Here is a 23908-nt window from a genome sequence, read left to right on the forward strand (position 1 = left end):
CAGCACACTTCGACACTGCGCGTCGCTTACTGACGCGTTGGCACAGGAAGCGACGCCAGCCGTCGGCCGCGTATGGCATGGCTGCAAGCGCCTGGTGTGGCGCCTCGCCTGGCGAGGCAGCTTTCGTCCGAAACTGTGAACTGAGCAGCCTGATCGCCGTGCTTTCGCGAGGTTTCGGCATGCTCGCTTCTGCTACTGTGCACCGCGCTGAAACGGCGAGCGGCTCCTTTGTCCGCCAGGCACCGGAGTGTGAATCCGTTCGCTTTCAGCAAAGGCTTGGCGGCCGGCTCGATGGCACGCGTTCTGGCAGATCGGATCCTCCTGGCGTGAAACAACCGGCAAGCCGCATCCCCTACCCGCTTCTCCACGGCGCGCGGCGCACGCACGCGATCGTGTCGTCCTGCGCTGCCGCTCCGGCGCGAACGACGATGGCGCGCACCCGGGCGCTGCGACGATGAAGAGCGGCACGAGTTCGGAAAAACCCGCCTCCAACGGCGAAAGCTGGGTCTCCCTGAAATTCCGCGACAGCAATCGCAGCCGCAAGATGCGCAGCACCCTGACCCTGGCCGGGGTCTCGTGCACCACGCTCGGCGCCCTGTGGACGGTGTGCTACCTGTATTACGGCCGGCCGGAGTTGGCGTTCGCCTTCGTCGGACTGACCGCCGTGGGCCTGCTGGCGCTGGGCCGCCGCCGCCATTGCGACGAGGCCTCGCTGTCGCTTGTGGCGCACGGCATCTTCGTCGTGGTGCTGGTGATCTCGATCATCGACGCGCCGATCGGCACGGTGCCGCGCTCGGTGCATACCTTCTTCCTGCCGCTGGCGGCCGGCGCGCTGTTCGTGTTCGACCGCAGCCGCCGCTACCGCGCGCTGGTGTTCCCGCTGGCCTGCCTGGGTGCCTTCGTCGCGTTCGGCTCGGGCGAACTGGACTGGCTGGCGCCGGCGTCCTCGCCACCGCTGGGGATGCGCCGGCTCGGCGCGATCTCCAACATGGCGTGCGCGGCCGGCTTGCTGGCGGCGATCCTGCACATCTACCGCAACGACGTGAACGCGCGCATTTCGCTGGAGCGGGAATTGGCGCGTGCGGTCGGCAACAACGAGATCGAGGTGTTGTACCAGCCGCAGGTCAACGCGAACGGCCACATGCTCGGGGCCGAGGCGCTGGTGCGCTGGCGGCACCCCAGCGGCAAGCTGCTGACCCCGGACAAGTTCATCCCGCTGGCCGAAGAGAGCCAATTGATTCGCGAAGTGGGACTGGAAGTGCTGCGCCAGGTCTGCCGCACGCTGCGGCGGTGGTCGCTGGAACCGGACCTGCGTGCGCTGGTGGTGGCGGTGAACGTCAGCCCGGTGCAGTTGCTCGATCCCAACTTCGTGGCCTCGGTGAAGCAGGTGATCACCAGCGAGGGCGTGGCGCCGGCATCGCTGGAATTCGAGCTGACCGAGTCGGCGCTGTACGTGGACACCGCCGGGGTGCGCGCCAAGATGCACGAACTCAAGACCTTCGGCATCGGCTGGGCACTGGACGACTTCGGCACCGGCTTCTCGTCGCTGGCGATGCTCAGGACGCTCCCCGTCACCAAGCTCAAGATCGACCGGCAGTTCGTCAACGACGCCAAGGCCGACGAATCCTCGCGGCGCCTGCTGGCCAAGATCGTGGAGATCTCCGAGGTGATGGGCATGGTCGCGCTCGCCGAAGGCATCGAGGATGCGCAGCAGTGCGAGATGCTCTCGGCGATGGGCTGCAGGCACTTCCAGGGCTTCCTGTTCGGCCGGCCGCAGCCGGCGCAGGACCTGGAACGGCTGGCCACGCTGCAGGCCTGCACCGAGCGCAACCTGGCGAACGCTGCGCCGCCGCCAGCCGCCACGCGCTAGGCGGCCGCGGCCTCGCGCGCCGCGGCGCGCTTCAACAGCATCTCCAGGGCCTTGCCGACTGCGGCGAAGGCGAACGCACCGGTGATGTGGGTGGCCGCGCCCAGGCCGGCACCGCAGTCCAGGTTCAAGGCCGCATCCGACCCAAGCGCCGGGCGCAGTCCGCAGACGCTGCCGTCGGCCTGCGGGTAGCGCACGTTCTCCAGCGAGTACACCGCCGGCACGCCGAAATAGCGCTGCGGGTTCTTGGGGAAGTTGAATTCGCTGCGCAGCTTCTTGCGGATCAGCGCCAGCATCGCGTCGTGCTCGGTCCGCGACACATCGCGGATCCGCACCAGGGTCGAATCGGTGCGTCCGCCGGCCGAGCCCACCGTCAGCAGCGGCAGCTTGCGCCGCCGGCACCAGGCGATGGTCTCGACCTTGACCCGGAAGCTGTCGCAGGCGTCGATCACCAGGTCGAAGCCGGCATCGAGCAGTTCGGCGATGTTGGTCGGGGTCAGGAAGGCCTCGACCGCGACCGCCTCGATCTGCGGATTGATCGCCACGCAGCGCTCGGCCATGGCCACCGCCTTGTTGCGACCGTATTGCCCGGCCAGCGCCGGCAACTGCCGGTTGGTGTTGGACACGCAGATGTCGTCGGCGTCGATCAGGGTCAGATGGCCGACCGCCGAGCGCGCCAGCGCCTCCACCACCCACGAGCCGACCCCGCCCATGCCCACCACCGCCACCCGGCACTGCGCCAGCCGCCCGATCGTGCCTTGCCCGTAGAGCCGGTCGATGCCGGCGAAACGCTCGCGCCATTGTTCGTTCATCCGTGCATTTTAGGGGATCGCTGGGTGGAGCCGGGATTCGGGATTGGGGATTGGGGATTCCCGCGGCGGTCCGGTCGCTGTGCGCGACGCGTTGCCGCAGGCGTACCATCGGGACTCCATCCCGCTGCGCCTGCTCCGATGGCCAAACCGCCTGCACCCGCCTCCGCCTCCCGCTATCTGTTCGTGTTGCTGGCCGGACTGCTGCTCGGCCTGGTGCTGACGGTGATGGCGCTGCGCGCGGTGCAGGCGCGGCAGGATCCATTCCCGCGCAGCCTGATGCAGGTCATGGGCAAGCAACTGGCGTTGCTCGAACGCGACACCGCGCACCGGCAATGCAGCGGCGCCGGTCCGCAGGCGCGCCTGCGCACGTTGCGCCTGCTCGGCGACGAATTGGACACGGCCTTCCCCGACCTGGCCGACGACAGTCGCTTTCGCGAGCACGCCGATGCCTTGCGTGCCGGCGTCGACGCGGCGCTGGCGCAGCCACCGGCCGACTGCGCCACGCTGGCGCAGGCCCGCCAGCAGATCGACGAACGCTGCGACGCCTGCCACCGCGATTTCCGCTGAGCGTGCGGCGAGCTGGGACGAACGTCCTGCGCCCGTCTGGCGGCATGCAATCCGCGCAGATCGATGTCGATACGGTCCGCGTTTCCGCCGCCGTGCCATCGCGCAGATTGCGGAGCTGCGACGCGCTGTGTGCCGACCGCGCCCTCGCACGCTTGCATGAATTGCCGCTGACGCCGGCCGCGGCGAGGCTGAACGGCACCTGCCAGGGTTGGCGTTGCATTCACGCAGGGGTGGACAGGATGCGTGCGAACGCGGCGCTGCCGCCGCGCTCCACACACTGTCTGTCGAGGAGAGCACCCATGAAGATTCAACTGATGGCCACCGCTGCCGTGGCGACCCTGGCGCTGGCAGGCTGCGCCACGTCCCCCGGCTATGGCGGCGGTTACGGCGGCGGCTACAGCCAGCCGGCGCGCGGCGGTTACACCCAGACCCGCTGCGCCGACTGCGGCATCGTCACCCGCATCGACACCGTGCCCTCGGGCCGCACCGCGCCGTCGGCCACCGGCGCGATCCTGGGAGGCATCGTCGGCGCGGTTGCCGGCCACGAGATTTCGGATCACACCGGCGGCAGCAAGGGCAACCAGAACGTGTCGGCGGTGGCCGGCGCGGCGGCGGGCGCGCTGGCCGGCAACCAGATCCAGAAGAACGTCACCAGCGACACCTACGACGTGCACGTGCAGATGGACGACGGGCGGGTGATCGTGGTCAACCAGCGCGACCTGGCCGGCGTGCGCGAGAACACCTACGTGCGCGTGGTCAACGGGCGCGTGGTGCCGCGCTGATTCGCGCCGGCGGCATTGCCTGAAACGCAAAAAGGCCCGCAATGCGGGCCTTTTTGCTGCGCGTGGCGCGACGCGGCGCGCGACGGCGACTCAGAGCGGCTGCACCGCGTCGGCCTGCAGGCCCTTCTGGCCCTGCACCACGGTGAAGCTGACCTTCTGGCCTTCCTTCAGGCTCTTGAAGCCCTGGGTCTGGATGGCGCGGAAGTGCACGAACACGTCTTCGCCGTTCTCGCGGCTGATGAAACCGAAACCCTTGGCATCGTTGAACCACTTCACGATGCCGTTTTCGCGATTGCCAGTACCGTTCATGATCGACTTACTCCTTGGAACACGTCTCAGGGGTGGGTACGCCGGGGGTGCGGCGGCTGGTTGCAAGGAGGAAGCGAGGTATAACGATGTAGCGGATCGATGGATCTACCGCATCAGGCCACGATTCACGGTGACCTTTGCAAACGCAGCGGCTGCAACTTACCCCGGCCAAAATGAAAATGCAATCAGCAAAAAGACCCCATCTGTCAACCCCCAAACTGCCCCCGCGGTGAGTCACATGGACCCTGCGTTCATCTATTACCTGTGTGCCGGGCTGCTGGTGTTGGTCGGGCTGGCGGGAGTGGTGCTGCCGGCCCTGCCGGGCACTCCGCTGATGTTCGCCGGGTTGCTGCTGGCGGCCTGGGCCGACGGCTTCCAGCGCGTGGGCTGGCCGACGCTGACGGTGCTGGGCGTGCTCACCGCGCTGTCGCTGCTGGTCGACCTGCTGGCCACCGCCTTCGGCGCGCAGCGCGTCGGCGCCAGCCGCAAGGCGCTGTGGGGGTCGGTGCTGGGCGGGATCGCCGGCATGTTCTTCATGCCGATCGGGCTGTTCGTCGGCCCCTTCGTCGGCGCCCTGGTCGGGGAATACTGGCACGGCCGCGAACTGCGGCAGGCGACCCGGGTCGGGGTCGGCACCTGGCTGGGGATCGTGCTGGGCACCGCCGCCAAGCTCGGCCTGGCGCTGGCGATGCTCGCGCTGTTCGCGGTGGCCTGGCTGCTCTGAAGCAGCACGCCTGAAGGCGGCGTCGCGGCGACAGCATGAACGTGTGATGACCCTGTTGTCGTCACTTCCTGTATTTTCGCTGCCGGCCATTTACCCCGGCAGCGCACCACCCGCCCGCGCCGCCCGTTGCAGCGAGAACCGCATGTCCCACCGCCAGGTCCGTCCCCTGTTACTGCTGTCGATCGCGGCCGTGCCGCTTGCGCACGCGCAGGAAGTCCTGCCCACCCCCGCCTCGCCGGAAGCCTGCGTGGCCATCTCCAGCGATGCCGCCCGCCTGGCCTGCTACGACCAGGCACTGTCGCGCCGGACCGCCGACCCGCAGGCCGCCGACGCCGCGGCGCAGGCCGCCAGCGAACGCCAGAAGCAGAAACTGGACGCGACCCTGCCGGAGGACGCCGGCGCCGCCGAACGCGCCCGCCAGCGGGCCGCGGCGATCTTCAAGGAGGATCGCTACGACAGCACCATCGCCAATGCCGGCAAGGGCTCGCTGCTGGACAGCCGCTGGGAACTGGCCAAGGACTCCAAGCTGGGCACCTTCCAGTTGCGCGCCTACAAGCCGGTGTACCTGCTGCCGGCGTTCTGGACCAGCAAGAAGAACGAACTGCCGTCCTCGCCGAACCCGGCCAACACGGTGACCACCGCCGAGCCGCTGGACAGCGTGGAGGCGAAGTTCCAGCTGAGCTTCAAGACCAAGATCGTGGAGAACATCTTCGGCGACAACGGCGACCTGTGGGGCGGCTACACCCAGAGCTCGCGTTGGCAGGTCTACAACGCGGAGCAGTCGCGGCCGTTCCGCGAGACCAACTACGAGCCGGAACTGATGCTGGTGTTCCGCAACAACTACAGCCTGTTCGGCTGGAAGGGGCGGATGACCGGCATCCAGCTGACCCACCAGTCCAACGGCCGCAGCGATCCGCTGTCGCGCAGCTGGAACCGGGCGATGCTCAACATCGGCCTGGACCGCGACAACTGGGCGCTGGTGCTGCGCCCCTGGTACCGCATCCCGGAGAGCCGCAAGCAGGACAACAACCCGGACATCGAGGACTACATGGGCCGCGGCGACGCGACCCTCATCTACAACCGCAACGGCCACGAGGTGGCGCTGATGGCGCGGCACTCGCTGCGCGGCGGCGACCGCTCGCACGGCGCGGTGCAACTGGACTGGGGCTTCCCGATCAGCAACCTGCTGCGCGGCCATGTGCAGGTGTTCGACGGCTACGGCGAAAGCATGATCGACTACAACCACCGCGCCACCTACGTCGGCGTCGGCATCTCGCTGCTGGAGTGGTTCTGAGCCGCCACGGCTGAGCGACGCGCGCGCCGCCCAGATGGGCGTCGCGCGCGCTGGCCATGCGTCCGTCGCGCACGGCAGCGCGAAGTGCCGCGTTGCTGCGGCCACGGCATGCGCAAGCTGACTTCCTAGTTTTTCGCGCACGCGCGGTCGCGATGCGCGCTGCACATGGGCCCTCTTCGAGGGCGCGTCGCCGCCCCACTCCGACGGCGGCGCAGCCGCCACGCGACCGCGCCGCGCTCGCCGATCGCTCAGAACCGGTAGTTGCCCTTCAGCCACAGGTTGCGGCCCGGTTCGGCGATGCGCACCGGGTCGGCCGGGAAGCCGAAATCGGCGCTGCCGGCCAGGTTGAGATGTTCGCTGTAGCGCCGGTCGAACACGTTGTCGATGCCGGCGCTCAGCCGCAGCCCCTCGCTGACCCGGTAGCCGCCGCTCAGCCCCAGCGTGGCGAAACCGGCGCTGCGGCCGAGGTCGCGGCCGACCACGTTGCCCTGGTCCAACGCCACCCGACCCTGCCGCGCGACCGCGCGCAGCAGTGCCCCAGCCGACCAGCGCTGCCCTTCCCACTGCACCTGCAGCCGCGATTCCAGCGGCGGCATCTGCGGCAATGGCGTGCCGTCGCTGCGGTTCTCGCCCCAGGCATAGGCCAGCGTGCCGCCGAGGGTCAGGCCCGGCAGCGGCTGCCAGTCCAGTCCCGCCTCGGCGCCGGCGATGCGCGCATCGACGTTGTCGACGCGAGTGGTGGTGCCCATCATCCCGCCCTCGGCATAGGTGAACAGGATGAAGTCCTGCACCCGCCCGGCGTAGGCGGAGACCCAGCCTTGCACGGTCGCGCCGCGGTACTGCAGGCCGAGATCGAGCTGGGTGGTGCGCTCGGGGCGCAGCCCGGCGAAGGCGTTGGCCGCGCCGCTCGGGCCCATGTCGGCGGAAAACAATTCCCAGTAGTCCGGCATGCGTGCGCTGCGGCCGAGGCCGGCATACCAGACCGTGTCGGCCGAGAGGGTGCGCTCCACGCGCAGGAAGCCGCTGCCCAGGTCTTCGCGGCGCGTCTGTCCGGCGGTGGGATTGGGCATGCCCATCATGCCGACGCTGCGGCGGGTGTCCTCGACCTGCGCGCGGTCCAGGCGCAGGCCGGCGATCCAGCGTTGCGCCGTGCCGGCGCCGAAGGTGGCTTCAGTGAAGGCGCCCAGGGTGTCGAACCGCGCATCGGTCCGCCACGGCACGCTCCGGTACATGCCCTCGCCGCTGGCGCTGCGGTCGCGGTGGCGGCTTTGCTGGGTGTCGAGGCCGGCCTGGACCACGACCTGGTTCCAGCGCCACTCCGATTCCACGCGCCCGCCGCGGGTACGCCGGTCCACGTTGGAGGCCATCGGCATCGGCATCGCCGACTGCGGATTGGGCCGGCGCAACGTGTAGTTGTCCATGACGTGGTCGGCATCGTTGACATAGGCATTGGCGCGCAACGCCTCCCAGGCGCCGGGCAGATCGGTGCGCTCGAAGCGCGCGGCATAGCTGGTGCGGCGGAACTGGCTGCCGTCCATGCTGCGCCCGGCATAGCGCGCCAGGCCATCGCCGCTGCCGGCGGAGAACTCCAGCACGGTGTCCGGGTCCGGGGTCCAGCCGACCGCGGCATCGGCATTCCATTTGCGCCAGCGCGAGGGCACCACCGCGCCATCGCCGTCGCGGTAGTCGCCGGACTCGGAGCGGTTGGCGTCCACGCGCGCATAGCCGCTGCGGTTGCCCCCACGCAGGTCGAGGTTCTGGTCGTTGCGGTTCCAGGAGCCGACCAGCGCACTGGCCTCGCCTTGCAACGTCGGCGGCGTAATGCGGGGTGTCGCGCTCGAAGCGCACGGTGCCGGCGGAGGCGCCGGGCCCCCAGCGCACGGTCTGCGGGCCCTTGACGATGGTGAGCCGGTCGAAGGTTTCCGGGGCGATGTAGGACAAGGCGTTGTCCATCCGCGCCGGGCACGCCCCGACCAGGGTGCCGTCGTTGCTGAGCACGTTGAGCCGCGAGCCGAACATCCCGCGCAGCACCGGATCGCCATTGGTGCCGCCGTTGCGGATCGCGGCGAAGCCGGGCACGGTCTTCAGGTAGTCGGCGCCATCGCTGGCCGGCACCGGCTGCCGCGGCAGCTTCGGATCGACCGTCCAGGTCAGCGGTGCGACCGGGGCGGTGGCGGTCACCTGCATCCGGTCGAGGGTGGTGGCGTCGGGCGCCTCGGCATGGCCGGACGCGGGAAACAGACTGGCGAAGATGCAGCACGACAACGCCGCCCGCGCGGGCGACGGCAGGAACTGGGACATGGATTGGACTCCAGAAAAGAACGGCGCCGGCGCGCCTAGCGCACCGGAAGCAGGAGGGCGTTCTGGAGATTGAGTGGCGGTCCGCGCGCGGCGTGCGCGCGCCAGCGCACGGCGGCGTGGATGCGATGACGCAATGGCGTCGCGGTTGCAGGCGCGGGCAGCGCAGCGGCTAGCAGCAGGACGATCGCCAGCCACGGCAACAGCCGTGCGGCGAGCAGGCAGTAGTCGCAGGCGGCGTGCGCCGAGCCATGGTCGCGCTGCACGCCCGACGCGTCTTCGTGGCCGGCATGGACGGCGCCATGCTGCGGCGGCACGTCCGCGTCGGCCTGCAATCCGATCGAGGTGCACAACGGCACCGGCAGCGCCGCCGTCTCGAGCAGGCGGCTGGCCACCGGCGCGACCACCAGCAACAGCGCGGCCAGCAAGGCGGGCCAGCGCATCAGGCGGCGCAGTCGGGCGGGAGCACGGAGGACGGACACCAGGCCATTCTAGGCGGCAGAGCCGGCGGCGGGCCGACTGTGGTGGCGGGTGCGACAACGTGACGCAGGACGGCGACGCCGTGCGTCGCTCAGCGCTACCCGGCGCTTCCATGCGCGAGGCACACCACGCGAACGGTCAGCGTGCCTGCCTTCGATCCATGCGTCACTGGTTCGTTCCCAGGTCGCAGGCCAGGAAAAAGCACGCGTTAGTGCAGCGTCCGCGAGCGCCTGCGCGTTGTCCTGGACGAGGACAGGGAAAACACGGTCACCGACGCCAGACAACGCTGCGGCCGCTGACGTCCGACGCGGCGCCTGTGCGCCGCCACTCACATCCAGTCGGTAATGCCTTCCCGCCGATAGGCTTCGTGGAACGCCGGGCGCGCCTTCATCCTGTCGGCCAGCGCCTTCAGCGCCGGCCAGGTGTCGGTGGGCCGCGGCATGTTGCGCGACCAGCGCATCAGCATGACCAGCACGAAGTCGGCGGCGCTGCAGTGTTCGCCGAGCAGATAGGGGCCGCCCTGCTCCAGCTGGGTCGCCACCTCGTCCCAGGCCTTTTCCAGGAACGCGCGGGCGTTGGCGCGCACGTGCTCGGCGTTGTCGGCGCCGGCCGGTTCGTCGGCGTAGAACCAGGCGCGGTAGGCCGGCATCAGGGTGTAGGCGCCGAACAGCATCCAGCGGTAGTAGGCCGCACGCTCGGGCGTGCCCGGCGGCGGCGCCAGGCCGGCATGCGGATAGAGGTCGGCCAGATGCATGGCGATGGCGACCGATTCGGTCAGCACCTGCCCGTCCAGCACCAGGGTCGGCACCCGCCCCTGCGGGTTGATCGCCAGATACTCGGGACTTTTTTGCTCCTGGCGCTCGAAATCGAGCATGCGCAGTTCGAAATCGACCTGCAGTTCGATCAGCAACCAGTGCACGACGAACGAGGCGGTACTGGGCGAACCATAAAGCACGATGGACACGACGCTTTCCCCGGAGGTGGAACCAGCGCCGATTATTGCCGCGACGCCGGCGCGCCGCCAGCGCCGCGCGGAACGCCGGCATCCTCGCCGGCGTTCGCGCTGCCGCCGATCAGGCCTCGACCACCACCGGGATCTTGCCGATGCGGGCCTGCCACTCGCGCGGGCCGGTCTTGTGCACCGACTCGCCGCTGGCATCGACCGCCACGGTCACCGGCATGTCCTTGACCTCAAACTCGTAGATCGCCTCCATGCCCAGGTCTTCGAACGCCAGCACCTTGCTGGCCTTGATCGCCTTGGACACCAGGTAGGCCGAGCCGCCGACTGCCATCAGGTACACCGCCTTGTTGTCGCGGATCGCGGCGATCGCCGCATCGCCGCGCTCGGACTTGCCGACCATGCCCAGCAGGCCGGTCTGCTCCAGCATCTGCCGGGTGAACTTGTCCATGCGCGTGGCGGTGGTGGGGCCGGCCGGGCCAACCACTTCGTCGCGCACCGGATCGACCGGGCCGACGTAGTAGATGAAGCGGTTGGTGAAGTCCACCGGCAGCGTCTCGCCGCGGTTGAGCATGTCGATCATGCGCTTGTGCGCGGCGTCGCGGCCGGTCAGCAGCTTGCCGTTGAGCAGGATGGTCTCGCCCGGCTTGAAGCTGGCAACTTCCTCGCGGGTGATGGTGTCCAGATTCACCCGGCGCGCATTGGTCGGGTTATAGGTGAGCGTGGGCCAGTCTTCCAGCGAGGGCGGATCCAGCATCACCGCGCCGCTGCCGTCCAGGGTGAAGTGCGCATGGCGGGTGGCCGCGCAGTTGGGGATCAGCGCCACCGGCAGGTTGGCGGCGTGGGTCGGGTAGTCCTTGACCTTGATGTCCAGCACCGTGGTCAGGCCGCCCAGGCCCTGCGCGCCGATGCCCAGCGCGTTGACCTTCTCGTACAGCTCCAGGCGCAGTTCCTCGGCACGGTTGGAGGCGCCGCGGGCCTGCAGGTCGACGATGTCGATCGGCTCCATCAGCGCTTCCTTGGCCAGCAGCATCGCCTTCTCGGCGGTGCCGCCGATGCCGATGCCGAGCATGCCCGGCGGGCACCAGCCGGCGCCCATGGTCGGCACGGTCTTGAGTACCCAGTCGACGATGGAGTCGGAGGGATTGAGCATGGCGAACTTGCTCTTGGCCTCCGAGCCGCCGCCCTTGGCCGCGACGATGACGTCCACGGTGTCGCCGGGGACGACCTTCACGTTGACCACGGCCGGAGTGTTGTCCTTGGTGTTCTGGCGCTTGCCGGCCGGGTCGGCCAGCACCGAAGCGCGCAGCTTGTTGTCCGGATGGTTGTAGGCGCGGCGCACGCCCTCGTTGACCATGTCCTCCACGCCCATGGTGGCGTCGTCCCAGCGCACGTTCATGCCGATCTCGAGGAACACGGTGACGATGCCGGTGTCCTGGCAGATCGGCCGGTGGCCCTCGGCGCACATGCGCGAATTGATCAGGATCTGCGCGATGGCGTCCTTGGCCGCCGGCGACTGCTCGCGCTCGTAGGCCGCGGACAGGTTCTTGATGTAGTCGACCGGGTGGTAGTAGCTGATGTACTGCAGCGCGTCGGCGACGGACTGGATGAGGTCTTCCTGCTTGATCGAGGTCACGGCTGGCTCTGCGGCTGGCGGGGGGAAACCCGCCCATTTTAGGGCAAAGTGGCGGCCCCGCCCGCTGTCACGCCGGTACGCCCTGTTCCGTCCTGGTCGTCATGACCCACGATCCGACCTTCGAATCCCACCGCCCCCGGCTGTTCGGCCTGGCCTACCGCCTGCTCGGCAGCCGCGCCGACGCCGAGGACACCGTGCAGGACGCCTGGCTGCGCTGGCAGGCCAGCGACCGCGGCGCGATCCGCGACCCCGAAGCCTGGCTGGTGACCGCTACTACCCGGCTCGGCCTGGACCGCCTGCGCGCGGCGCGCAGCGCCCGCGTCCACTACGTCGGTCCGTGGCTGCCCGAGCCGCTGGAGATCGCCGACGCCGCCGACCCGGCCGAGCGCCATGACCGTATCGAACAGGTGTCGCTGGCGTTCCTGGCGCTGCTGGAGCGGCTCGGCCCGCACGAGCGCGCCGCGTTCCTGCTGAAGGAGGCGTTCGACTACGACTACGCGCAGATCGGCCGCACCCTGGAGCGCAGCGAGGCCGGCTGCCGGCAACTGGTGCACCGGGCGCGCGAGCGGCTCGGCCAGGGCCAGGCGCGCTTCGCGGTCACGCCCGAGCGCCACCGCGAGTTGCTGGAGCGCTTCCTGCACGCCTCGCAGCGCGGCGACCGCACCGCCATCACCGCCCTGCTGCATGCCGACGCGCAGTTGCGCTCCGACGGCGGCGGCAAGGTCACCGCCAGCCTGCGCCCCTTGCGCGGCGCCGAGCGCATCGGCCGGCTGTACTGGGCCGTGGCGCGGCGCAGCCTGGGCCTGCAGGCGCGGATCGGCACGGTCAACGGCGAACCGGCGATCCTGCGCTTCCTGGGGCCACGGCTGCACTCGGCGACCGTGCTGGTGATCGACGGCGAGCGCATCGCCGAGGTGCTGACCCTGATGAACCCGGACAAGCTGCCGGTACCGGTGGCGCCGCCTGCCGCCGACGACTGACCTGCGCCGGCGCTGTCACGCCGGCGCGCGCCACCGCGTCCTGGAGGGGAAGGCGGCCATGGTGGCCGCCATGAGCGAACCGCCATGCACTTCCACCGTATCGACTACACCCGCCACGAACCCGAGGCGTACCGCGCCCTGCTCGGCGCCAGCCAGCAGGTCCATGGCGGCACGCTCGGCAGCGCCCTCACCGAACTGGTGTTCCTGCGCGTCTCCCAACTCAACGGCTGCGCCTACTGCATCGACATGCATGCCACCGCCCTGCGCCGCGCCGGGACCGAGCCGCGCAAGCTCGACACCCTCGCCGCCTGGCGCGACAGCCGCTTCTTCGATGCCCGCGAGCGCGCCGCGCTGGACTGGGCCGAGGCGCTGACCACGCTGCCCGCCGGCGCGCCGCCGCAGGCCGTGTACGACGCACTCGCAGCGCAGTTCGACCCGGCCGGGATCAGCGCACTGACCATGGCGGTGGCGGTGATCAACGCCTGGAACCGGCTGGGCGTGGGACTGCAGCCGGCACTGCCGTAAAGGCGCTGCGCGCCGGGATTGGGGATTGGGGATTGGGGATTGGGGATTGGGGATTGGGGATTGGGGATTGGGGATTCGGATTCGGATTCGGATTCGGATTCGGATTCGGAGGCAGGATCGCGTAGTCGGCAAAGATGCCTGCCGCATCAAAACTCCCGGATGCTCGCCGCTGGACGCACGACCACGCGCGCCAATGCAGGCAGACCCACAGAGCGCGCGGTTCTGCTTGCACGAATCCCCAGTCCCGAATCCCCGGCTTTTCAGCAGCCGAATGGCTGATCATCCCGCAACACGCCCACCGACATGTCCCCGCAACACGCCGCCGCTAGCGTGGCGCGCATCCCCGACGCGGAGCGCGCGCATGATCGAGAACGTCCTTGCTGGCGGCCTGGCCGAGGAGACCGACCTGGCCCTCGCGTCCCCCGAGCCGCAGTCCCGCACCGGCGCCGGCCATCGCCACCGCCTGCTGATGTGCGCGCCGCAGCACTTCGCGGTGGACTACGTGATCAACCCCTGGATGGAAGGCAACGTCCACGCCGCCAGCCGCGAGCGCGCGCAGGCGCAGTGGAACGCACTGGTGGCCGCCGCCGAGGCGGCAGGTGCCCGCGTCGACTGCATCGCCGCGGCGCCAGGCCTGCCGGACATGGTATTCAGCGCCAACGCCGGCCTGGTGCTCGGCGACCGCTTCGTGCCCAGCCGCTTCCGCCACGCCGAGCGCCGCGGCGAGGAAGCCTTGTTCACCGCCTGGTGCCGCCAGGCCGGCCTGCGCATCCGCGAACTGCCGGAACAGGTGTATTTCGAAGGCGCCGGCGATGCGCTGCTGGACCGCGGCGCGCGCCGGCTGTGGATGGGCCACGGCCACCGCAGCGACCTGGCCGCCGCGCACGAACTGACCGACCTGCTGGACATCGAGGTGGTGCCGCTGCGCCTGGTCGACGCGCGCTTCTATCACCTGGACACCTGCTTCTGCCCGCTGCGCGACGGCTACCTGCTGTACTACCCGGCCGCGTTCGATGCCGACGCGCAGCAGGCGATCGCCCAGCACATCCCCGCATCGCGGCGCATCGTCGTCGGCGAGGCCGACGCCCTCGCCTTCGCCTGCAATGCGGTGGACCTGGACGACACCCTGCTGCTCAACCGCGCCTCGCCCGAACTGTGCGCCGCCCTGGCCGCGATCGGCTACCGCGTGGTGCAGACCCCGCTGGACGAATTCCTCAAGGCCGGCGGCGCCGCCAAGTGCCTGACACTGCGGCTGGACGAATAACCCGAAAGAGGCCCCCGCAAGACGCCGCGATCAGCCCCTCTCCCACCGGGAGAGGGGTTGGGGTGAGGGTGCGGGACAACGCATGCCAAGGCCGTCGCGCCAAGCAGAGCGACCGCAGCAACACACGATCAGCCCAGACTGAGCACCGCATCGAGCACATCGCGCCATAGCTGACCGAGGTCGATGCTGCCGCGACCGCCGAACAGGCGAAACAGGCTGTAGCCGATCGCGAAGACGACATACGACAGCATCAACACCACCAGGGTCGCGTCGCCCCACCGCAGCAGCGCGGCGGCGACCAGGACAAACGCCGCGCAACCGAGCAGTTCGCGCCACGACCGCAGGTGCGCGCGCAGTCGGGCGACGGCACGCGCGACAGGATCGAACATGGCAAGGGCCTCGGCTGGACGTCGACAAGGCTACCCCATGCCCCGCCCTCAGAAAGCGCGCGCCAGCCACCCGGGTCAGCGACGGTGCAACCTTCGTCGCGGCGCGGCCCACACTCCCCGCCCACACCCGCCCCCGGCACAATGCGCCGATGGCATCTTCTTCCCCTTCTCATGGCGGCGCCCGCACCGCGCCCCGCACCGGCCCGAGCCTGCGCGAGCGCTTCGACGCGATGCGCAACCTGCCGCCGTTCCTGCGCCAGATCTGGCAGACCAGCCGCTGGCTGACGCTCAGCAGCATCGGCTTGCGCGTGATCCGCGCGCTGCTGCCGGTGGCCTCGCTGTACGTCGGCAAGCTGATCATCGACGAGGCGATCCACCTGGTCGGGCAATCGCCCGGCTTCGACGCGCTGGGCCAGGCCCTGGCCAGCGGCCGCCTGAACCGGCTGCTGGAACTGCTGGCCCTGGAACTGGCGCTGGCGATCGCCTCGGACCTGCTCGGGCGGCTGGTCAGCTATGCCGACACGCTGCTGTCGGAGCTGTTCAACAACACCACCAGCGTGCAGTTGATGGAGCACGCCGCGCAACTGGACCTGGAGGATTTCGAGGATCCGGAACAACAGGACCGGCTGGACCGCGCGCGGCGCCAGACCATGGGCCGCATGAACCTGATGAGCCAGTTGTTCGGCCAGGTGCAGGACGCGATCACCGTGGTCAGCTTCGCGGTCGGCCTGCTGGTCTACGCGCCCTGGCTCATCGCCCTGCTGGCGGTGGCGCTGGTGCCGGCCTTCATCGGCGAGGCGCACTTCAACGCACTGGGCTACTCGCTCAACTTCCAGTGGACGGCCGAACGCCGCCAGCTCGACTACCTGCGCCAGCTCGGCGCCAGCGTCGAGACCGCCAAGGAAGTGAAGATCTTCAACCTGCACAACTTCCTGATCGCGCGCTACCGCGCCCTGGCCGATCGCTACTTCCAGGCCAACCGCGCGCTGGCACGCAAGCGCATGCTGTGGGGCACGCTGCTGGCGGCGCTGGGCACGCTGGGCTACTACGGCGCCTACGGCTACATCGCCTGGCGCACCGTGCGCGGCGACTTCAGCATCGGCGACCTGACCTTCCTGGCCGGCAGCTTCCTGCGCCTGCGGCAGTTGCTGGAGGGGCTGCTGATCGGCTTCTCGCAGGTGGCCGGGCAGGCGCTGTACCTGGACGACCTGTACTCGTTCTTCCGCATCGTCCCGGAGATCCGCACCCGCCCCGGCGCGGTGCCGGTCCCGCGGCCGATCGTGCAGGGCTTCGTGTTCGAGAACGTCGGCTTCCGCTACCCGGACGCCGAGCAATGGGCGGTGCGGCACCTGGACTTCGCCCTGCGCGCCGGCGAAGTGCTGGCCCTGGTCGGCGAGAACGGCGCCGGCAAGACCACCCTGGTCAAGCTGCTGGCGCGGCTGTACGACCCGGACGAGGGCCGCATCCTGCTCGACGGGCGCGACCTGCGCGACTACGACCTGGACGACCTGCGCGCCAACCTCGGGGTGATCTTCCAGGATTTCGTGCGCTATCACTTCAGCGCCGGCGAGAACATCGGCGTCGGCCAGGTCGACGCGCTGGACGACGCGCCGCGGATCCGCGCCGCCGCGCAACGGGCGATGGCTGCAGAGCTGATCGACGGCCTGCCGCAGGGCTACGCGCAGGTGATCGGGCGCCGCTTCAAGACCGGCGTGGACCTGTCCGGCGGGCAGTGGCAGAAGATCGCCATCGCCCGGGCCTACATGCGCGACGCGCAGGTGATGATCCTCGACGAGCCGACCGCCGCGCTGGACGCGCGCAGCGAGTTCGAGGTGTTCCAGCGCTTCAAGGAGCTGTCCGACAACCGTACCGCGGTGCTGATCTCGCACCGCTTCTCCAGCGTGCGCATGGCCGACCGCATCCTGGTCCTGGCCGACGGCCGGATCGAGGCCAGCGGCACCCACGACGAACTGATGGCGCAGGGCGGCCGCTACGCGGAACTGTTCGAATTGCAGGCCGCTGGGTATCGTTGAGCCTGGTCCGCCCCCTCCCGACGCCGCCATGCTCCGCACCCTGCCCTGTCTGTTCGCCGCCGCCCTCGCCGTCCCGGCCGTTGCCGCTCCCGCCGCGGACACGCCGGCGCCCTCCGACTACGCCGCGGCCAAGGCCCTGGCCGACCGCGACGAGGCCGGCCTGCCGGCGGCGATGGAGGAACGCCTGCAGACCCTGCAGCGCGCGGCGCTGGACGAGGGCGTGGCCAGTTGCGCCACGCCGCGCCCGGACACCTCGCCGTTCACCGTGGTGGTGCAGGTGCAGGCCGACGGCAGCGTCGGCGCCAGTTGGCGCAACGGCACCACCCCGCTCGCGCTGTGCCTGGAGCGCTTCCTGCGCCAACGTCCGCTGCTGGCGCCGCCGCAGGCACCGCTGTACCTGTCCTACGAGGTCTCGTTCGAGAAGTGAGCCGCTTCGCCAGGATCGGCACGGCACCACAAATGAGAGTTGATCTCATTTGAACCCGCATGGGGTAGAATGGCCGCCGTTCCTTCCCCATCACGATCAACGGCATGTCTTCCGCTTTTGGCCCCGAAACGGTGCTCGATGTCCGCCACTGGACCGAGGACTACTTCAGCTTCACCACCACCCGCAACGACGGCTTCCGTTTCGACAACGGCCAGTTCGTGATGATCGGCCTGGAGACGGAGACGCGGCCGCTGCTGCGCGCCTATTCCATCGCCAGCGCCAACTGGGAAGAGCAACTGGAGTTCTTCAGCATCAAGGTGCCGGACGGCCCGCTGACCTCGCGCCTGCAGCACATCAAGCCCGGCGACTCGGTGCTGGTCGGCAAGAAGCCCACCGGCACCCTGCTGATCAGCGACCTGCACCCGGGCCGCCACCTGTACCTGCTGGGTACCGGCACCGGCCTGGCGCCGTGGCTGTCGGTGATCAAGGATCCGGAAACCTACGAGCGCTTCGACAAGGTGATCCTCACCCATGGCGTGCGCTTCGAGAAGGACCTGGCCTACCGCGACTATTTCGAGAAGGAACTGCCGCAGCACGAGTTCCTGGGCGAGACCATCCGCGAGAAGCTGCTGTACTACCCGGCGGTGACCCGCGAGGACTTCCGCAACCGCGGCCGCCTCACCGAATTGCTCGAGAGCGGCGAGATGCAGCGCACCCTGGGCCTGCCGCCGCTGAATCCGGAACATGACCGCGCGATGATCTGCGGCAGTCCGCAGATGCTGGCCGACCTGCGCCACACCCTGGACGCCCGCGGCTTCGTCGCCTCGCCGCGCATCGGTTCGCCGGGACACTACGTGTTCGAGCGCGCGTTCGTCGAGAAGTGACGGGGCTGCACTTCTCCCGTCGTAGGAACGGCTTCAGCCGCGACGGGCGTTACCGGTAAAGCGTCGCGGCTGAAGCCGCTCCTACCGGCATAAGCGACACGACGGCAGGTCAAAGCGAATAGTGGCGAAATACTGTGGGAGGGACTTCAGTCCCGACGCTTTTCAGCTAAACGCGTCGGGACTGAAGTCCCTCCCACAAAAGCAAGCATCCCAGCATTCGAGACCACGCCGAGCGTCCTCGGCCGAATCGTTAGCCCAGCGCCCGCTCGATAGCGTCGGCCAGCGCTTCCGGCTTGTCGGTCGGCGCATAACGCGCCAGCACCTGGCCATCGCGACCGACCAGGAACTTGCTGAAATTCCACTTGATCGCGGCGATGCCGAGCAGCCCGGATTTCTGCTGCTTGAGCCAGCGCCACAGCGGATGCGCGCCGTCGCCGTTGACCTGCACCTTGGCGAACATCGGGAAATCGATGTCGTAACTGAGCGAACAGAACTGGCGGATTTCCGCGGCATCGCCCGGTTCCTGATGGCCGAACTGATCGCAGGGAAAGCCCAGCACCACCAAGCCGCGATCGCGATAGCGCTGCCACAGCGCCTGCAACCCGGCGTACTGCGGGGTGAAGCCACACTTGGAGGCGACGTTGACGATCAGCAGCACCTTGCCGGCGTACTCGGCGAGCGGCTGCGCCTGTCCATCCAGCGTGGTCGCGGTGAAGGCGTAGGCGGTGGTCGGCGTATCCATGTGGATCCTTGAGGCGCGGCGCGCCGCTGCGGCGCGGGTTCGGCGCGATGCTACGCGGTGGCCGCAGGCATCGCCAACTGCCGGCCCTACGCGCGCGTCCGTGTCGCCCGCACGGACGAACACAACACGCTGCCAGCTCCCCCCATACGCGCCTGCACCGACTCATAGCGGTGCCGGAGAGCGCACTGCATCAACGTTCACGCCAGATGCCGCAAAGCCTCGAGTAACACGCGCGGATGCTGCAACGCTCCCATGGCTTTCGTCACGGGTCACGCCTGCCGGCCTGGGGTAGCCTGCCGGATCACCACGATTGCGGATACCGCTTGATGACCTCTCGCCTCGCCCTTGCCCTCGCCGCCACGCTCGGACTCGCCATGCCCGCCTACGCCGCTCCGGCCACCACGCCCACCGCCACCACCGCGGCCACGCAGGCCAACCCGTTCTTCGCCGAAAGCCCGCTGCCGCTGCACTACCCGCAGTTCGACAAGATCAAGGACAGCGATTTCGCGCCTGCGTTCGACGCCGGCATGGCGCAGCAGCTGCAGGAAATGCAGGCCATCGCCGATCAGACCGCCAAGCCGACCTTCGACAACACCATCGTGGCGATGGAGAAGAGCGGGCAGGTGCTGGATCGCGCCACCACCGTGTTCTTCAACCTGGTCGGTGCCGACACCAACGACACGCGCAAGACACTGCAGGCCGAGTACGCCGGCAAGCTGGCCGCGCACCGCGATGCGATCGCGCTCAATCCCAAGCTGTTCGCGCGCATCCAGACGCTGTACGACACCCGCAACCAGCTCGGCCTGGACGCGGAAGGCGTGCGCCTGATCGAGAAGTACCACAGCGACTTCGTCCGCGACGGCGCCAAGCTCGGCGACGCCGACAAGGCCAAGCTCAAGGCGATGAACGCCGAACTGGCCGAGCTGGGCACCAAGTTCAGCCAGAACGTGCTGGCCGAAGTGAACGCCGCGGCGGTGGTGGTGGACGACGTCAAGCAGCTCGACGGCCTGTCCGACGCGCAGATCGCCGCAGCCGCCGAAGCGGCCAAGGCGCGCAAGCTCGACGGCAAGTACGTGATCGCCCTGCTCAACACCACCGGCCAGCCGCCGCTGGCACAGCTCAAGGACCGCGCGCTGCGGCAGAAGATCTACGAAGCCTCGGTGTCGCGCGGCAGCCACGGCGGCCCGTACGACAACACCGCGCTGGTGTCGCGGATCATGACCCTGCGCGCCGACCGCGCCAAGCTGCTCGGCTACCCGAACCACGCCACCTACTCGCTGGAAACCCAGACCGCCAAGACCCCTGAAGCGGTCAACGCCATGCTCGGCAAGCTGGCGCCGGCCGCGGTGGCCAACGCCAAGCGCGAGGCCGCCGACCTGCAGGCGATGATCGACCAGGAGCAAAAGGCCGCCGGCAAGCCGAGCTTCAAGCTCGAAGCCTGGGACTGGGCCTACTACACCGAGAAGGTGCGCCAGGCCAAGTACGACTTCGACGAGGCCCAGCTCAAGCCCTACTTCGAACTGAAGAACGTGCTGGAAAACGGCGTGTTCTACGCCGCCAACCAGGAGTACGGGCTGACCTTCAAGCAGCGCACCGACCTGCCGACCTACCGCGACGACGTGCTGGTCTACGACGTGTTCGACGCCGACGGCAGCCAGTTGGCGATCTTCATCGCCGACATGTACGCGCGCGAGTCCAAGCGCGGCGGTGCCTGGATGAGCTCCTACGTGTCGCAGTCGGCGCTGACCGGCGACAAGCCGGTGGTCGCCAACCACCTCAACATCCCCAAGCCGCCGGCCGGGCAACCGACCCTGCTGACCTGGGACGAGGTCACCACCGCGTTCCACGAGTTCGGCCATGCGCTGCACGGCATGTTCTCGAACGTGAAGTACCCCTACTTCTCCGGCACCAGCGTGCCGCGCGACTTCGTCGAGTTCCCCTCGCAGGTCAACGAGATGTGGGCCGACGATCCGGCCATCCTCAAGCACTACGCCAAGCACTATCAGAGCGGCGCGCCGATGCCGCAGGCGCTGCTGGACAAGGTGGTGGCCACCGCCAAGTTCAACCAGGGCTTCGCCACCACCGAGTACCTGGGCGCGGCCATGCTGGATCAGCGCTGGCACCAGCTCAGCCCCGGTCAGGTGCCGCCGGCCTCGGGCGTGATGGACTTCGAGGCCAAGGCGCTGGCCGCCGACGGCATCGCCTACGCGCCGGTGCCGCCGCGCTACCGCACGCCGTACTTCAGCCACATCATGGGCGGCTACGCGGCCGGCTATTACGCCTACATCTGGTCCGAGGTGCTGGACGCCAACACCCAGCAGTGGTTCAAGCAGCACGGCGGGCTGAGCCGCGCCAACGGCGACCGCTTCCGCAAGACGCTGCTTTCGCGCGGCGGCAGCGTGGATGCGATGCAGTTGTTCCAGGACTTCGCCGGGCACGCCCCGCAGATCGAGCCCTTGCTGGAGAAGCGCGGCCTCAACGCCGCGCCGGCCACCACGCCCAGCGCCCGCTGAGGCGCGCCGCGGCACGGCCCATGCGGCCGTGCCGCCCGGTCGCGGCAACAGCGCAGCACCTCCACCCGCGACCAACCGCATCACCCGATACGCACGACGCCCGGCTCAGCCGGGCGTCGTGTTTTTCAGCCTGCCGTCGCGATGGCGACGCGTGTTGCGTCGCGCGCGGCCGTCGGCGGCTTACTGGCTGTCGCTGGAGGCGTTGATGCTGGCACCCACCGACGCATTGCCGCTGGCCTGCCCCTGCGCCTGACCATGGCCGGCCTGCGCGCCGCCCTGGCCGCCCGCACCCGCCTGACCCGACACCGACCCGCCGTGCGTGCCCGCGCTGTGCGACGCGCTACCACTGGCCGCACCGCTGGCACTGCCGCTGCCGGACAGGGCCGGCACCGTCGGCAGGCTGCCGCCGCTGGCGGCGCCGTTGCCGCTGCCGCTGCCGGCCGCGCTCGCCGCACCCGCAGCGTTACCGGTCACGCCATCGACTGCACCGGCGACACTGCCGGCGGTCGACACCGCCGTCGCGGGGTTGGCCGCGCTGGTCGCCGCGCCGAGCGCGCCGTCGGCCTGGCCCATCGCGCCGGCGGCAGCGCTGCGTGCCGCCGCACTGCCGCTGGCGGCCGTATTCCCGGCCAGCGTGCGGCCCTCGTTCACCGCGGAGCCGGCAGTTTGCGCCGCGCCATCCGCAGTGGCGGCGCCACGTGCCGCCGCCCGCTGCGCCGCCATGCGCGCACGCTGCGACTGTTGCTCGATCCCGCTGCGCGCGCGGTCCAGCGGGACTCCGGCGTCCAGGCGGCCGGCGCCCATGCCGTTGCCCCCGAGGCTGCCGCCGCCCAAGCCGCCCAGGCTGCCGTTGACCGCACCGCCCACGCTGCCCGCACCGCCCAGCACCTGCGCGCCGGCCACACCCGGGGTCAACGCCACCGACGCCACCAGCATCGCGCTCGCCAACAGAGTCTTGCCGTTCATCGCGTTCTCCTCGTGTCGCCGCAGGCCATCTGCGGCTCTCATCTGGTCCTACGCATCGAACGGCGCAGAACATCCCCGCCGCCACGGGCGCAGACAGAATGCGTTCAGCCGCCCGGCGCGCGCTGCAGCGCCAGGTCCGCGCCGAGCAGGCCGGCGCCATACACCGGATCGGTGCCGGGCGCACCGAGGTCGCGCGCCTGCGCCTGCAACTGCGTGCGCACCTGCGCGGCCGCCTGCGGATCCGGCTGCGGCAACGCCTGTGCCGCCAGCCGCGCCACCAGCGGCGCGGCGAAAGACGTGCCGCGCTGCTTCTGCCAACGGCCCTGCGGCGCCGCCGCGATCAATTCGCCGACCGCGGCGAAAGCCACCTGCGGCCCACGCCCGGCCTCCGGCAACACGCGTGCCCGTGCATCCACCGCGGTGACGCCAATGACGCCAGGATAGGCCGCGGGATACAGCGGCGGTGCCGCCGGGCCGTCGTTGCCGACCGCCGCGACCAGCACGTGCCCGCGCGCGAGCATGCGTTGCACGGCGAGCTGCAGGGCGCGGTTGGCGCCGCCGATCAGGCTGATGTTGATGACCGGGACCTGGTGCTGCGCCATCCAGGCCAACGCCCCGACCAACTCGACCACGGTGCCGCCGTCGGCCTGCCCGCAGTAGATGTCGGCCGCGTACAGCGTGCGCGCGAACGGCCCGTGCGCCACCGCGCGTCCGGCCAGCAACGAAGCGACCGCCGTGCCGTGCGGCTGCGCGCGGACCTGCCCGTCGCAGCCCCAGGCCTGTACCTGCACGCCGGCCAGCGCCGGATGCGCCGCGTCCACGCCGCTGTCGATCAGGCCGACCACGAAGTTGCCTGGCGCGGCAGCCGCGGCCGCTGGACCAGCGGATGCGCCGGCCGGTGCCGGCGCAGGCGACGTCGCCGCCGATCCGCTGTAGACGTGGTTGTAGTCGTAATCGCCCTGCGGATCGCGCTCGCGCAATTGCAGCAGGGCGCGGCGCGTGGACAGGCCCGACGGCACCTGCAGCACCACCAGGCGCAGGCCGAATTCGCCGAAGCTGCGCTGCTCCAGCACCGCGAAGCCGGCCGCCTGTGCCGCCTGCAGCGCGGCCGCGTCCGGTTCCAGCGCCACCACCTGCCCGCGCATCACCACGGCGCCGCCCTCGTCGCGCTCCAGCCCGCGCGGATCGCTGCGCAGCAACGCCTGCAGGCGCTTCAGGCGCAGCCGTTCGAGGTCGCCGCGCGCGTCCTGCATCGATTGCCCCAGCCGATCCATGCCGCTGTGCATGCCCTGGGTGACGTCCTGCACCAGGCCGCCGGCCGATGGCAGCGCCAGCTGCGCCAGCGCCGGTGTCGCCACCGCCAGCCATGCCACGGCCATCCAGCGCATTCGCCTACCCGTCGCCATGCCCCGCTCCGTTGTCCGCCCCTGTTGGCGTGCCACACTAATCCTGCCATCC

Annotated in this window: 21 protein-coding genes and 1 pseudogene; 12 read left to right on the top strand and 10 right to left on the bottom strand. The window is 69.8% G+C overall.

The window, feature by feature from the left end; translation table 11 throughout:
- Positions 1–454 precede the first annotated feature (454 nt).
- Entirely contained in the window at positions 455–1870 is a 1416-nt protein-coding gene (locus M3U25_RS07450; RefSeq protein WP_355496770.1) for an EAL domain-containing protein, read from the top strand.
- Here the strand turns inward: M3U25_RS07450 and M3U25_RS07455 are convergent.
- Positions 1867–2679 carry a tRNA threonylcarbamoyladenosine dehydratase gene (locus tag M3U25_RS07455; RefSeq protein ID WP_355496767.1) on the bottom strand — a complete coding sequence of 271 codons (813 nt, stop codon included), beginning with the start codon at positions 2677–2679 and terminating at the stop codon, positions 1867–1869. The genes M3U25_RS07450 and M3U25_RS07455 overlap by 4 nt on opposite strands.
- Before the next feature lie 138 nt (positions 2680–2817).
- On the opposite strand from M3U25_RS07455, the gene M3U25_RS07460 reads away from it, so the two are divergent.
- The gene (locus M3U25_RS07460; RefSeq protein ID WP_355496764.1) at positions 2818–3246 is read left to right on the top strand and encodes a hypothetical protein; all 429 of its coding nucleotides are present in this window, start codon (positions 2818–2820) and stop codon (positions 3244–3246) included.
- A gap of 299 nt (positions 3247–3545) precedes the next feature.
- Positions 3546–4028: a glycine zipper 2TM domain-containing protein gene (locus tag M3U25_RS07465; RefSeq protein WP_017912805.1), complete on the top strand. Its 483-nt coding sequence runs from the start codon at positions 3546–3548 to the stop codon at positions 4026–4028.
- Positions 4029–4118: 90 nt separating this feature from the next.
- On the opposite strand, the gene M3U25_RS07470 is transcribed toward M3U25_RS07465, so the two are convergent.
- A complete protein-coding gene (locus M3U25_RS07470; protein WP_242160477.1) occupies positions 4119–4337 on the bottom strand; it encodes a cold-shock protein in 219 nt (72 codons plus the stop codon).
- 238 nt (positions 4338–4575) lie between these two features.
- On the opposite strand from M3U25_RS07470, the gene M3U25_RS07475 reads away from it, so the two are divergent.
- Together M3U25_RS07475 and M3U25_RS07480 are read left to right on the top strand one after the other, a co-directional pair.
- Positions 4576–5061: a DUF456 domain-containing protein gene (locus tag M3U25_RS07475; protein WP_355496760.1), complete on the top strand. Its 486-nt coding sequence runs from the start codon at positions 4576–4578 to the stop codon at positions 5059–5061.
- Positions 5062–5203: 142 nt separating this feature from the next.
- Positions 5204–6355 carry a phospholipase A gene (locus M3U25_RS07480; RefSeq protein ID WP_355496757.1) on the top strand — a complete coding sequence of 384 codons (1152 nt, stop codon included), beginning with the start codon at positions 5204–5206 and terminating at the stop codon, positions 6353–6355.
- Positions 6356–6603: 248 nt separating this feature from the next.
- Here the strand turns inward: M3U25_RS07480 and M3U25_RS07485 are convergent.
- The 4 genes and pseudogenes from M3U25_RS07485 to M3U25_RS07500 form a co-directional block, all read right to left on the bottom strand.
- Positions 6604–8656 (bottom strand): annotated as a pseudogene (locus M3U25_RS07485) (TonB-dependent copper receptor).
- A 35-nt stretch (positions 8657–8691) separates the two neighbouring features.
- Entirely contained in the window at positions 8692–9081 is a 390-nt protein-coding gene (locus M3U25_RS07490) for a DUF2946 family protein (protein ID WP_355496754.1), read from the bottom strand.
- 380 nt (positions 9082–9461) lie between these two features.
- Positions 9462–10097 (bottom strand): glutathione S-transferase family protein, encoded by a 636-nt coding sequence (locus tag M3U25_RS07495; protein WP_242160482.1) that lies wholly within the window; start codon positions 10095–10097, stop codon positions 9462–9464.
- A 109-nt stretch (positions 10098–10206) separates the two neighbouring features.
- Positions 10207–11727, bottom strand: coding sequence for a fumarate hydratase (locus M3U25_RS07500; protein ID WP_019799126.1), 1521 nt, complete (start codon positions 11725–11727; stop codon positions 10207–10209).
- Positions 11728–11828: 101 nt separating this feature from the next.
- Between M3U25_RS07500 and M3U25_RS07505 the strand changes: the two genes are divergently transcribed.
- From M3U25_RS07505 to M3U25_RS07515, 3 genes are all read left to right on the top strand, one after another.
- Positions 11829–12707, top strand: a complete 879-nt coding sequence (locus M3U25_RS07505) for an RNA polymerase sigma-70 factor (protein WP_355496750.1) — start codon at positions 11829–11831, stop codon at positions 12705–12707.
- A gap of 84 nt (positions 12708–12791) precedes the next feature.
- Entirely contained in the window at positions 12792–13232 is a 441-nt protein-coding gene (locus tag M3U25_RS07510) for a carboxymuconolactone decarboxylase family protein (protein WP_355496747.1), read from the top strand.
- Between the two features lie 361 nt (positions 13233–13593).
- On the top strand, positions 13594–14496 hold the full coding sequence (locus M3U25_RS07515) for an arginine deiminase-related protein (RefSeq protein WP_355496744.1): 903 nt from the start codon (positions 13594–13596) through the stop codon (positions 14494–14496).
- Between the two features lie 128 nt (positions 14497–14624).
- On the opposite strand, the gene M3U25_RS07520 is transcribed toward M3U25_RS07515, so the two are convergent.
- The gene (locus tag M3U25_RS07520) at positions 14625–14885 is read right to left on the bottom strand and encodes a hypothetical protein (protein ID WP_355496742.1); all 261 of its coding nucleotides are present in this window, start codon (positions 14883–14885) and stop codon (positions 14625–14627) included.
- 149 nt (positions 14886–15034) lie between these two features.
- Between M3U25_RS07520 and M3U25_RS07525 the strand changes: the two genes are divergently transcribed.
- The 3 genes from M3U25_RS07525 (at position 15035) to M3U25_RS07535 (ending at position 18229) form a co-directional block, all read left to right on the top strand.
- The gene (locus M3U25_RS07525; RefSeq protein ID WP_355496739.1) at positions 15035–16918 is read left to right on the top strand and encodes an ABC transporter ATP-binding protein; all 1884 of its coding nucleotides are present in this window, start codon (positions 15035–15037) and stop codon (positions 16916–16918) included.
- 28 nt (positions 16919–16946) lie between these two features.
- The gene (locus M3U25_RS07530; protein WP_355496736.1) at positions 16947–17345 is read left to right on the top strand and encodes a hypothetical protein; all 399 of its coding nucleotides are present in this window, start codon (positions 16947–16949) and stop codon (positions 17343–17345) included.
- A 104-nt stretch (positions 17346–17449) separates the two neighbouring features.
- Positions 17450–18229, top strand: coding sequence for a ferredoxin--NADP reductase (locus M3U25_RS07535; RefSeq protein ID WP_026143480.1), 780 nt, complete (start codon positions 17450–17452; stop codon positions 18227–18229).
- Between the two features lie 250 nt (positions 18230–18479).
- Here the strand turns inward: M3U25_RS07535 and M3U25_RS07540 are convergent, their stop codons facing one another.
- Positions 18480–18971 carry a glutathione peroxidase gene (locus tag M3U25_RS07540; RefSeq protein WP_242160489.1) on the bottom strand — a complete coding sequence of 164 codons (492 nt, stop codon included), beginning with the start codon at positions 18969–18971 and terminating at the stop codon, positions 18480–18482.
- 326 nt (positions 18972–19297) lie between these two features.
- On the opposite strand from M3U25_RS07540, the gene M3U25_RS07545 reads away from it, so the two are divergent.
- On the top strand, positions 19298–21484 hold the full coding sequence (locus M3U25_RS07545) for a M3 family metallopeptidase (RefSeq protein WP_355496732.1): 2187 nt from the start codon (positions 19298–19300) through the stop codon (positions 21482–21484).
- Positions 21485–21664: 180 nt separating this feature from the next.
- Here the strand turns inward: M3U25_RS07545 and M3U25_RS07550 are convergent, their stop codons facing one another.
- Positions 21665–22450, bottom strand: a complete 786-nt coding sequence (locus M3U25_RS07550) for a hypothetical protein (RefSeq protein WP_355496729.1) — start codon at positions 22448–22450, stop codon at positions 21665–21667.
- A 104-nt stretch (positions 22451–22554) separates the two neighbouring features.
- The gene (locus M3U25_RS07555; protein WP_355496726.1) at positions 22555–23829 is read right to left on the bottom strand and encodes a S8 family serine peptidase; all 1275 of its coding nucleotides are present in this window, start codon (positions 23827–23829) and stop codon (positions 22555–22557) included.
- Positions 23830–23908: the final 79 nt, after the last annotated feature.

It is taken from the genome of Xanthomonas sp. PPL134, from assembly GCF_040595915.1.
In the GTDB taxonomy this organism is placed as follows: Bacteria; Pseudomonadota; Gammaproteobacteria; order Xanthomonadales; family Xanthomonadaceae; genus Xanthomonas_A; species Xanthomonas_A indica.